12 protein-coding genes are annotated in these 9,865 nt (G+C 57.4%); 10 read left to right on the forward strand and 2 right to left on the reverse strand.

All coding sequences use genetic code 11. From position 1 onward, the window contains the following. Window positions 1–29 precede the first annotated feature (29 nt). From Q0Z93_RS00385 to Q0Z93_RS00430, 10 genes are all read left to right on the forward strand, one after another. The gene (locus Q0Z93_RS00385) at window positions 30–1,118 is read left to right on the forward strand and encodes a hypothetical protein (protein WP_298061408.1); all 1,089 of its coding nucleotides are present in this window, start codon (window positions 30–32) and stop codon (window positions 1,116–1,118) included. Further along, a complete protein-coding gene (locus Q0Z93_RS00390) occupies window positions 1,099–3,003 on the forward strand; it encodes a hypothetical protein (RefSeq protein WP_298061410.1) in 1,905 nt (634 codons plus the stop codon). Before Q0Z93_RS00385 ends, Q0Z93_RS00390 begins: the two co-directional genes overlap by 20 nt. A gap of 28 nt (window positions 3,004–3,031) precedes the next feature. After that, window positions 3,032–3,334 carry a hypothetical protein gene (locus tag Q0Z93_RS00395; protein WP_298061412.1) on the forward strand — a complete coding sequence of 101 codons (303 nt, stop codon included), beginning with the start codon at window positions 3,032–3,034 and terminating at the stop codon, window positions 3,332–3,334. Further along, a complete protein-coding gene (locus Q0Z93_RS00400; RefSeq protein WP_298061415.1) occupies window positions 3,331–4,014 on the forward strand; it encodes a hypothetical protein in 684 nt (227 codons plus the stop codon). The genes Q0Z93_RS00395 and Q0Z93_RS00400 overlap by 4 nt, the downstream gene beginning before the upstream one ends. A 5-nt stretch (window positions 4,015–4,019) precedes the next feature. After that, entirely contained in the window at window positions 4,020–5,444 is a 1,425-nt protein-coding gene (locus Q0Z93_RS00405; protein ID WP_298061417.1) for a hypothetical protein, read from the forward strand. Between the two features lie 9 nt (window positions 5,445–5,453). After that, the gene (locus Q0Z93_RS00410) at window positions 5,454–5,846 is read left to right on the forward strand and encodes a hypothetical protein (RefSeq protein ID WP_298061419.1); all 393 of its coding nucleotides are present in this window, start codon (window positions 5,454–5,456) and stop codon (window positions 5,844–5,846) included. Between the two features lie 106 nt (window positions 5,847–5,952). Further along, window positions 5,953–6,366 carry a D-Ala-D-Ala carboxypeptidase family metallohydrolase gene (locus tag Q0Z93_RS00415; RefSeq protein WP_298061421.1) on the forward strand — a complete coding sequence of 138 codons (414 nt, stop codon included), beginning with the start codon at window positions 5,953–5,955 and terminating at the stop codon, window positions 6,364–6,366. Continuing rightward, on the forward strand, window positions 6,363–6,875 hold the full coding sequence (locus Q0Z93_RS00420) for a hypothetical protein (RefSeq protein ID WP_298061424.1): 513 nt from the start codon (window positions 6,363–6,365) through the stop codon (window positions 6,873–6,875). The genes Q0Z93_RS00415 and Q0Z93_RS00420 overlap by 4 nt, the downstream gene beginning before the upstream one ends. Before the next feature lie 151 nt (window positions 6,876–7,026). Next, window positions 7,027–7,362 (forward strand): hypothetical protein, encoded by a 336-nt coding sequence (locus Q0Z93_RS00425; RefSeq protein WP_298061426.1) that lies wholly within the window; start codon window positions 7,027–7,029, stop codon window positions 7,360–7,362. 53 nt (window positions 7,363–7,415) lie between these two features. Further along, the gene (locus Q0Z93_RS00430; protein ID WP_298061428.1) at window positions 7,416–7,895 is read left to right on the forward strand and encodes a hypothetical protein; all 480 of its coding nucleotides are present in this window, start codon (window positions 7,416–7,418) and stop codon (window positions 7,893–7,895) included. A gap of 139 nt (window positions 7,896–8,034) precedes the next feature. On the opposite strand, the gene Q0Z93_RS00435 is transcribed toward Q0Z93_RS00430, so the two are convergent. Continuing rightward, window positions 8,035–8,406 carry a hypothetical protein gene (locus Q0Z93_RS00435; protein WP_298061430.1) on the reverse strand — a complete coding sequence of 124 codons (372 nt, stop codon included), beginning with the start codon at window positions 8,404–8,406 and terminating at the stop codon, window positions 8,035–8,037. An 84-nt stretch (window positions 8,407–8,490) separates the two neighbouring features. Beyond that, complete coding sequence (locus Q0Z93_RS00440; protein ID WP_298061432.1) at window positions 8,491–9,597, reverse strand: site-specific integrase; 1,107 nt, start codon at window positions 9,595–9,597, stop codon at window positions 8,491–8,493. Window positions 9,598–9,865 lie beyond the last annotated feature (268 nt).

Genomic DNA, 9,865 nt, shown 5'->3' on the forward strand with positions numbered 1-9,865 from the left:
ACTTTTGCTGAAAACAGGAGAGTATCGGGATGTCCAATATCGTACAGCAGCCGCAGGAGTATAGTTTCGCCGGGAATTTGGGCGACCTCGTCGTGATGAGCGACCGGGCGATCGCGTTTGCCATCGACGGACTGTTGGAGGAGCGGTACGAACCCGACGCCTCCGGCCGGGTTACCATTCCCCTGCGGGCCTTCTTCGAGGCCCACCTGCACGCCCCCGGCCTCGACGACGTTCCCGCCGAGGGGCTTCCCCTGACCACCTATACCTACCGTATCGACGGTGAAGAGGCCGGCACATTCTGCGTGCTGCCCGGCGGTGTGAACGCCAAGAGCATCGACACCCCGCTTTTCCTCAAGAGCAACTTCCTGACTTGGCAACCTCAAACCCGGTACGTTGGCTACCACGAACCCCAGTGGCTGCGGTACGTCGCGTTGAACGATTGCGCCGTGCGGGTGAAAGGCTACTTCGCCCCGACCGACGACGAGACCGGGGCGGAGCCGGAAACCGTCACCCTCCAAGAACTGACCGTCGGGCGCGTCTACAGCCTCGATCTGAACTACGGCCGGATCCGGGGGTTGTTCGACCGGCAGCCTACCTACTTCGACGTGTGGGTAGAGGCCGGCGGCGAACGGCAGAGCTTCGTGCAGCGGTACGTGCTGCGCGAGACCGGGGAAGAGCCGACCGTGGACTGGTTCGTCTTCGAGAACTCGTTGGGCGGGTACGACACCATCCGCTTCACCGGCGATCGGAAAGAGGTGGGCGAGTCCGAGAGCCGGAACGCCGTCTTCGACGGGGATACCTTCGAGTTCGGCATCGACTACGGCAAGGCGTGGACGAAGTACACCGGTTACCTGCCCGACGAACGGACGCGGCAGTGGGTGCTGGAGTTCTTCTCCAGTTGCCGCCGGTACCACCTCGCCGACTCCTCGCTGGAGTGCATCTACGTCTCCAAACCCAAGTTAGAGGCGACCGCCGGGGAGGCCGCCGGGTACGAGTTCACCTTCGCCTATTCTCACCAATCCCGCTATCTGAATATCGCCCGCGATGAGCTTCCCGAACGGTTGGAGATCGTCGGGCCGGGGGCAGAACTTTTTTTTTTTGACGCCCCGGCTCAATGAGTTCCCGATCCTCGACCCGGAGGGCGATGTCCTGATCCCGGCCCAATACGCTTATAGCAAACGCTGGGGAGTTATCCCGGCTTCTTCTCTGAAAGGCCAAGGCACGGGCGGCGGGGGAGATGTTGTTACCGGTACCACACCGATCCGCGTCGATCGGGCCGGCCGGGTCGCCCGCATCTCGCACGAGCCGCCGACGCTTCCCGATCCCGAACGATTCAACCGCTACGGCAACGCCGACGAGTGGGGCCATATCGTCGAAGACTACCACCCCCACGGCGGCCGCCCGGATCTCGATTTTGTCGCACAGGACATCGCCGGGCGCGAGCTGTCGCTGACCGGCCCGATCGGGCATCCCGAGTATGTGCCGGGAGTGTTCGGCAGCGCATGGGGCGGCACCCCGGAGGGCGACTTCTGGTTCCGGACGCTCGGCGTGCGGGACGGCATCACGACGACCGAGATCGTCTACAACCGACAGTCGGTCGAGGGGAACATCAAGTACTTCACCGACGGTATCGCCGTCAATCGGGTGAGCGACACCGCCCGGCTCGTCGACAACGCCGGTCGGCCGCTGCGGACGCAGCACGACGTGCAGCTCGTTACCTCCATCGGCCCCGGCATGTACCATATCGTGCAGAAGAGCTACGATGGCGACGATCGCGTTCCCTTCCGGACGGACGACCTGCTGGTGGGTTACTTTCGCCACGACGGCGTGCTGCCCACCGCCACCTACCTGCGCGTGGTCTCTGTCTTCGGCCCCGGCGAGGGGTTCACCGCCCGCCTCGTGCAGGGCGCTCCGCCCCAACGCCACATGGTGCTCGCCCGGCGCGGCAACTACAGCGACCCCGCCCGGCAGAACTCCGTTTATGTCGATGGAAAGAGCGGCAAGATGGTCTTTCTGCGGGGTGTGAACGACACCGTGCTACGCCCTTATAATACCGCCGTGCAGGTCGGGTATATCGGCGACGTGGTCGATGGCGACTTCCCCGACATCGCCCCGGAGGAGGTCGGCCTCTATACGCAGAACATCCGCGCCAAGGGCGACTTCGTCCTGCGCAACGGCAAGGACGTCGCCACCGAGTTCTCGGTGACCGCCGGCCGGATCGAGTCGGCCGTGTCGAGCATCGAGACCCTCGACGGACGCGTTACGCAGGAGGTCTCGCAACTGACGCAGACCGCCTCCGACATCTCGCTCTCCGTCGGCACCCTCTCCGAGAACCTGAATAACCGAATCGACATGGCCGAGTCGCGGATTACGGTCAATGCGCAGGGCATCGAACAGAAAGTGGGGTTGAACGGTGTGATCTCGGCCATCAACCAGAGCGCCGAAGAGGTGAAGATCGAGGCGAACCGCATCCGGCTGATCGGCGAGACGACCTTAGACGGCATCGTGAACCTGAACGGCACCGTCAAGGCCGAGTACATCGACGTGGAGAACCTGACCGTTCGGAAGCTGCGGACGAAAGAGAGCGGTACCCGGATCGAGATCGACGATCAAACACAGCAGATACGTGCCGTGGATTACCGGGATCGTGAAGTATTCGAACTGTCCGGGTTCAATTGGAACGAACTCCCGTCGATGGCGATTTACGATGAATACGACGGTGATTATTCCCGAATGACTAAAAACGGATTCTATGTCTGCAAAGGTAGCGGGAATCCATATGTTTCCGCCACGGCGATCCTGACGGATCGTTTCGTCATTGTCAAATTGCCGGGAGGTGAGGATATGGGTAAAATGGGATGCGCGGACGGACTTGCTTTCCTTCAATTGAAAGCACCCAAAACGCTCGTCACTTTTTCCGGCCTCCAGTCGAAATCCGGCGTCGACGGGAACTGGAAACCGCTCTATATCGACATCGACACCGGAGACGTACGAACCGCCTGACGATTATTCACTAAAACCAATCCATACCATGACACAACAGGAATTGCAAATCACCACCACCGCGACGGAGACCATCACCCACGCCAATGCCGAGCGGCACGGGCGAAAGTACATCTTCACGTATAAGCGGATGAACGGCGGCTCTCCCTCCGGCATCGACCTCGCCGTTCACGCGCCGACTCCGGACGGTAACTTCGAGCAGCTCGGCGTCGGCCAGCTGGCCAATGGCCGCCTGCTGCTCAACCTGAAAGAGGAGATCGGTGCCACGATCTACTGCGAGATCACCGCCGACATCCTCGCCATTATCGAACAAATCAAGCTGCAGGCATGAGTGCACAGGACTACACCAACGGCGCGAACCTCGCCGAAGGGGTTCGCGTCTTCGACGACTTGAACCGGTTCGAGAGCTCCGGATTGGAGTGCCCGGTGCTCGTGGGCGATATGGGCGGCGGCATCGGTCAGGCCCGGCTGCGCGTCTTGCGCGATGTCTTCCGCGGGCTGATCGAGGCCGACAATGCCGGATTCCCCACCGGCGGGGCGGTTTTCATCGCCCTCCAGCCGCTGCGGGAACACATCGATGAGACCGAGATCCACATCACCCCGGAGGAGCGGACAGCATGGAACAAGAAAGCCGACGCCAGCGCCGTAGCGGGAGCCCTCGCAGAAACCCTGCAAGCGGCGAAAGAGTATGCCGACGAACAGGCCCGGAACCTCGCAGACAGCTTCGCCGCCGCGCTGGAAACCGCCGTGTCGGAACTCAAAGAGGAGATTCGCAACACCGTCGCCACGCTCATCGACAACGCCCCCGAAGCCCTCGACACCCTGCAGGAGCTTTCGGCCGCCCTCGGCGACAACCCGAACTTCGCCACCGAGATCGCTGCGGAGTTGGGTAAGCGTGTAACGAAAGAGGCGCTGGCCGAAGAGCTCGCCAAGTATGTTCCGAAGAGCGGCGACACCACCATCGCCGGTACGCTCACCGCCACCGACTTCCGCATCCCTGAATCCGAATAACGACTATGGCCATCACCCTGCGACAGATCATCGCCCGCAACGGCGGTACTACCGGCAGCTTTCGCGATCAGACCGAGAACTGCCGGAACCCCGACTACTTCGCCGATCGCGACATCCGCTCGATGGCCGCGTGGGAGGGGTACCGCTACCTGCTGCGCACCGACACCGAGAGCGAGACGAAGACCCGATACTCCGGCTGGGTCTGCGACACCCCGGCCGTAAACGGCCGCAAGACTCGCGTCCGGTATACCGACTCCCGGAGCCGGACGCGGGCCGTGTGGTCGGACGGCACCACCGACGCGTGGGGCGAGTGGTCGGCATGGCAGCAGACTGCCGCCAAGACCGAAGAGGCGTTCGACGGGACGAGCTGCCCCTACCGCACCGACACCGAATCGCAGTCCGAGTCCAAGACCGAGTACAGCGGTTGGACGTGCGACACCCCGGCTGTGAACGGACGTATGACGCGACATTGCTACACCTACGTCCGATACCGCTATCGCGATATTTATAGCAACGGTACTGCCGGCGCGTGGGGCGACTGGGGCGGATGGACACAGACTGCCGACACCGTCGAGGAGTCGTACGATGGCACGAGCTGTCCCTACCAAACCGGCACCGGCTCGCGTCACGTCTACGGCACATGGGCCTATACACTTCCCACCGGCACCGGCGCACAGGGGAGCCGCACCCGATCGCACAACCTCGTCACGTGGCCGATCTACAGCAACGGCGCAACCGGAGCGGAAAGTTCCACCGCCCAGCCGAACGAGACCGAAACGGTTACCTCCACCCGCGAAAGCCGGGGGAGCGGTTATTCCTGTTCCGGCACCTACAAGCAGAACTACACGACCTACCGGAATGTCTTCAAGTTCAGCGACACGACGCAGTACTCCGCCAACTACAATGTGAACAGCGGCTCGGCGACGCAGGTAGACGGCTATTGCGGCTATACGGCTACGAAGTACTACATCTGCGGGGTGGGCGGAAACACTTTTGCCCAATGCCCGGACTACTACTACTTCGGGATCGGCCTCTCCGCCAGCTGGCCGGGGATGAGATTCGAAGTTCCGAACAATGCCAAGGGGTGTCAGTGTCTGTGCTTCTACAAAACCACCGATACCTCCGCGCGGGTCAAGATTCAGAGCGCTCGGCTGGTGAACGTCTCCTCGCCGTTCTATGTGTCCGTGCGTGAGAGCTTTTATACTCCGCAAGAATATGTGACGATCGAGTGGAACCCGTATTACAACTCCAATGGCCCCGGTTCGACGGCATTCGGTCAGTCGTCGCTGAACTACGCCTATTTCACGCTGGAGGTGACGTTGGTAACCGGCAAGAAATTCAACATCGAAGGCATCATCACCCGTAACGACTACCAAGCGGGCGTCACGCCGTGGCAGACGCCCCCGCGCAACAAGAATACGCAATATTAAGAGTGAATTATGACCGAATGGCTGACCCATATTAGCAACCTGCTGAGTGTCCTCTCCGCCGCCGGCCTGCTGGGCGGAGGCGTCTGGATGTACCGGCGCGAAAACCGCCGTATCAAACAGGCCGAGGCCGCCAAAGCCGAAGCCGATCTGAACACGCTGGCGGCCCACGAGTGGAAAGAGATCGCCGAGCACCGCGAACAAAAGCTCGTCGCTGCCCACGCCCGCAACAACGAACAGACGGAGCGAATCACCGCCCTGTTCGACACCATCGGCCAGTGGCGCGACCGATGCGACGAGAAGGACACCCGCATCCACGAGCTGGAGTTGAAGTTGATGTCCGTCGAGATCCGCCTCTGCAACCGCCGCGGCTGTGCCGACCGGGAACCGCAGTCGGGGTTCTGAGGCTATGCAAAGAAACCGCGCGATGCCTTTACCTGTCGCTGGGATATGCAAAGAAAATCGTGTTTTTTTGAATAAGTAGTAACTGAGATTGAAAACAGATTTTAACATGACCTATTTTACCATCGAGGAACTCTGCGCGTCGGAAACCGCCCGTCGGCGCGGCATTGAAAACCGGCCCTCGGCAGCGATCGCCGGCAAGCTACAAACCCTCATCGAGCAACTCTTAGACCCGATCCGGGCCGTGTGGGGCGGCCCGATTGCCGTCAACAGCGGCTACCGCAGCCCGAAACTGAACGCGGCGGTCGGAGGCGTATCGACCTCCCAACACTTGAAAGGCGAGGCCGCGGATATCACGGCGGGAACGCCGGCCGACAACAAACGACTCTTCGATAAGATCATTGAAATGCAGACCGCCGGCCAAATCGCCTTCGATCAGCTAATCGACGAGTCCGACTACAAGTGGATCCACATATCCTACCGCGCAGGAGCAAACAGAAACCAAACGTTACACCTCAAATGAAACGGATACCTATTTATAGTATAGTCGCGGTCGGCCTGCTATTGACCGGCTGCTCGACCTCGAAGAAGGTGCACGACACGTTGTATACGACAGCTGCCGTAGCCGAGCAAACCGACCTGCACACGGAATCCCGCCAAACGACCGAGATGACCGCCCGCACCGAGACCGAAACCTCCACCTCCGAAACCGAGGACACCCGCCGCATCGAACTGGAGTTTGACACGACCCGGCCCATCGATTCCGCCACCGGCCGTCCGCCGCTCAAGCGCGTTATCGTCGTCGATCGCCGCCGGAACCGGGAAACCGACATCCACCGGCAGACAGCAGACACGCTCAAACAACAGACCGAGGCAGTCATTCAAGACAGCACCCGCCGCGAAACTCAAGCCGAGGCGATCGTCGCCCGACAAACCGAAAAGAAAGCCCGCCCCAGTCATCTCCCGTGGCTGACCGTCGGCCTCGTCCTCCTCGCCCTCGGCTGGGCGGCGTGGAGAAAGTGGAAAAAATAAGCAACTTTATTTCAATCTGTCAAGCGGCCCTCCGGGGTCGCTTTTTTTATGCAAAACCTTACTTTTTCTCATGAAAAGTTTGCATCTTGTAAACTTTTTACTACCTTTGTAATGTCAAACCGCGGGTAACGCCGCTTAAAAACGAAACACAATGAACAACAAAACGACCGCAATTCTCCGAATTGCACAGAACAACCCGGACGGGTTCACGGTGGAGCTTGACACCTTGAAAAAAGTAACCAACGGCATCTCGGCCGCCTACGCAGAAACACAAAACTGCTTCGGTGTCGAAGGTCTCCAAAAAGTAATCCAACACGCAGAGACACACGACAGGATAGTGGGAGGGTGGTTTAACGACGAGGACGGGCAATTTTACTTCGACAGCGTAAAAATCTTCACCGACCGTGACGAGGCAATCAAGTTCGGAAGACGAAACAAGCAAATAGCCATCTTCGACATCGGAAACATCGAACTTATCAAATTGTAAAACGAGAGAGGGGGCAGCAACCCTGCCCCCTCTTATAAATAAAAACATGGATCATGAAAAAAATCGAGATATTACCCCTGTCCACCGAAGCCAAAAAACGCCTGAGCACCTTTGCCGGACAATACCGCCGGATGGGACGCCTCTTCATTGAGATTGTTTCATTCGATGGCTCCCGGCTCATCGTCCGGGCCGAACAAAAAGAGCGGGTCGGGGAAAAGACTCTATCAAAAGCGGAGATCGAACAGCGTGTCCGGGCCATGTTCGAGGGAGAAATCCCCCCAGAATGGAAACTAACGGTTTCGGCAGTAAATTACGACCGGGCAGACATCGACGCAGTGGACGCAGAATGGGTAAGGGCTACGATGGAACGGCTCGGACTACGCGCCAAGCACATCGAATCCCATACGGGTATATCCAAATCCACGCTCAGCATCTTGCTCAACGGCCACCGCCCCTTGACCCGCTGGCACAAGATCGCGTTTTACTACCTCTTCAAGCACATTGAGTTCGGAGGGTTCGACCAAACGAAATAGGCCTTATCTCCCGCACGACCGCCCACCTTAGAACGGGCGATCAAAAACAAAAGGCGACTGGGATTCGGAATCCAAGTAGAGTAGCCCTCGTCGCCCTTATTTATGCGCGTGAAAAGGGTAGAAGAAAGGATAATAGTTCTTACAATGGAAAAACTTTATCCAGCCATTTATCCTTTTTATCCTTGTCATCCCAAATCACCCGTATTTCTAACTTTTCAGGGCAGATATCTTTAGTGAGGTAGAATTGCATCTGTATCAGATCTTGAGCATGACAATTGCAAGGGAATAGCTCCTCATCAATAATATCGACTCCCTGCAATTCTTGCAGTCTGATATTCTGTGCTTCTGCTTGTCCCTTATTTCGGATCTTTAAAACGTACTTTCCCTTGCCGAGATCACGGCAGTTACAACGTAAAGACGCGGTTCTTCTTTTCTTGCGTTTCTGAAGTAAATTCCAAATTGGAAAAAGAAGACTCAAGATAGGAATGAGTATCGCAATTAACTCTTTCATTCGTTTTAAATATTATTGACACAACAAACATAATCGCGCGCTGCACAATAACAATGAAAAAAGAAATATTTTTATCCTCCTGAATTATAACCCCTTCAAAAAATCCGGGCGGAAGTTCGCCACTTTCTCTGAGCGTTCGCCGAAATGGCGGCGGATGTAATGGATCGTAGATTCAAAATCCCGATGGCCGAGATGGTTTCGCACCTCCACGATCGACGCGCCCGACTCCAGCAATTTACCGGCTGCCGTGTGTTTCAGGGAGTAGAACTTGTAGCCCGACGGTAGGTGAAGCCGTTCCCGAAACTCCCGGAACCGACGGTTAAAGTAGTTCTTGCCCCACGGGATCGGCCCCGGCTCTCCATCGTTACCAAAAACGTAGTGCGAAGCAGCGTAGTCGGTAATTCTATGCTTTCGACACAGCTCTATCAATGCCTCCGGCATCGTGATGTTACGCGCTCCGGTCTTGCCATTTGCTGCCCGAATGTGGACGGTCTGCGTAAAGAGATTGATGTCCTCCACTTTTAGTAGCCGAAGTTCGTTTCCCGGTCGGCAACACAGGAAAAACTCGAACATGCAGGCCACAAAAAACTGTGGATCTTCCTTGGCCACCAAAGCCAGCAGCTTCTGCATGTCGCAATCGGCGATCGGCCGGGCGGCCATGTCCTGACGCTTCGGAGGTTTCGGAATGGTAGTAGTAGGTAGGCGGTCGATCAGTTTTCGGGACAAACAGTATTTGAAAAACTGGTTCAGATTCTGCTGGTACTTTTCGATCGACAGACGATCCAGCTGCCGTTCCTGAATCAGATAGGTAACGAAACGATTGATGACGTCGTCGTCGAGTTCATACACCCGTCGATCGAGCAGGTCGTTTTTCTCCAGCCAAAGCACAAAGATTCGGAGCTTGGAAACATAGCTCTCCATCGACTTCTTGGATACTGCCAACCGTTTCTCTTCGATGAATTTCGAGACATGTCGCCGGATATGCGAACCGTCTTGTCGCCGGGTGCCGAACATTCCAGCAATGGTATGATATTCGGTCTCGTCGGAGTAGATGACCGCGTCGTCCGCCCACGGTCGCCAACCGGCCCGGAGCTTGAGTGTGTATTCTTTGATGATTTTGGCGGCCAGCTTGTTCTCTTCCTGCCTGTCTGCACACGCTTTGAATCCCCGAACGATCCGGTATCGTTCCATACGATCCGTCCGTGGGTTATAAACCGAGTAGAGAACGCACAAGCGCCCCTTGAATGTGGAAGCTTTCGGAAGGATAACTTCCACCTTTCTGAAATTCCGAATTTTCATAAGGCATCTGTGTTTGAAGTATCCCCATACTCAAGAATACAGAAGCCCTCAGAAGCGGTTAATCGGCCACTCTACAAAAGTGCATCAAATTAACCACGGAATGATTTTTGTAAATTACCGTAAATCAACGATTTGCAGCAATTCGTGGAGCTGGAGGGAA

It is taken from the genome of uncultured Rikenella sp. (assembly GCF_947628055.1).
Lineage (GTDB): Bacteria > Bacteroidota > Bacteroidia > Bacteroidales > Rikenellaceae > Rikenella.

Excerpts from the sequence above, each read along its gene's own strand:
- Q0Z93_RS00405 (WP_298061417.1), top strand. The coding sequence starts at position 4,020 with ATGGCCATCACCCTGCGACAGATCATCGCCCGCAACGGCGGTACTACC.
- Q0Z93_RS00395 (WP_298061412.1), top strand. The coding sequence starts at position 3,032 with ATGACACAACAGGAATTGCAAATCACCACCACCGCGACGGAGACCATC.
- Q0Z93_RS00435 (WP_298061430.1), bottom strand. The coding sequence starts at position 8,406 with ATGAAAGAGTTAATTGCGATACTCATTCCTATCTTGAGTCTTCTTTTT.
- Q0Z93_RS00425 (WP_298061426.1), top strand. The coding sequence starts at position 7,027 with ATGAACAACAAAACGACCGCAATTCTCCGAATTGCACAGAACAACCCG.
- Q0Z93_RS00415 (WP_298061421.1), top strand. The coding sequence starts at position 5,953 with ATGACCTATTTTACCATCGAGGAACTCTGCGCGTCGGAAACCGCCCGT.
- Q0Z93_RS00430 (WP_298061428.1), top strand. The coding sequence starts at position 7,416 with ATGAAAAAAATCGAGATATTACCCCTGTCCACCGAAGCCAAAAAACGC.
- Q0Z93_RS00400 (WP_298061415.1), top strand. The coding sequence starts at position 3,331 with ATGAGTGCACAGGACTACACCAACGGCGCGAACCTCGCCGAAGGGGTT.
- Q0Z93_RS00420 (WP_298061424.1), top strand. The coding sequence starts at position 6,363 with ATGAAACGGATACCTATTTATAGTATAGTCGCGGTCGGCCTGCTATTG.
- Q0Z93_RS00440 (WP_298061432.1), bottom strand. The coding sequence starts at position 9,597 with ATGGAACGATACCGGATCGTTCGGGGATTCAAAGCGTGTGCAGACAGG.
- Q0Z93_RS00385 (WP_298061408.1), top strand. The coding sequence starts at position 30 with ATGTCCAATATCGTACAGCAGCCGCAGGAGTATAGTTTCGCCGGGAAT.
- Q0Z93_RS00410 (WP_298061419.1), top strand. The coding sequence starts at position 5,454 with ATGACCGAATGGCTGACCCATATTAGCAACCTGCTGAGTGTCCTCTCC.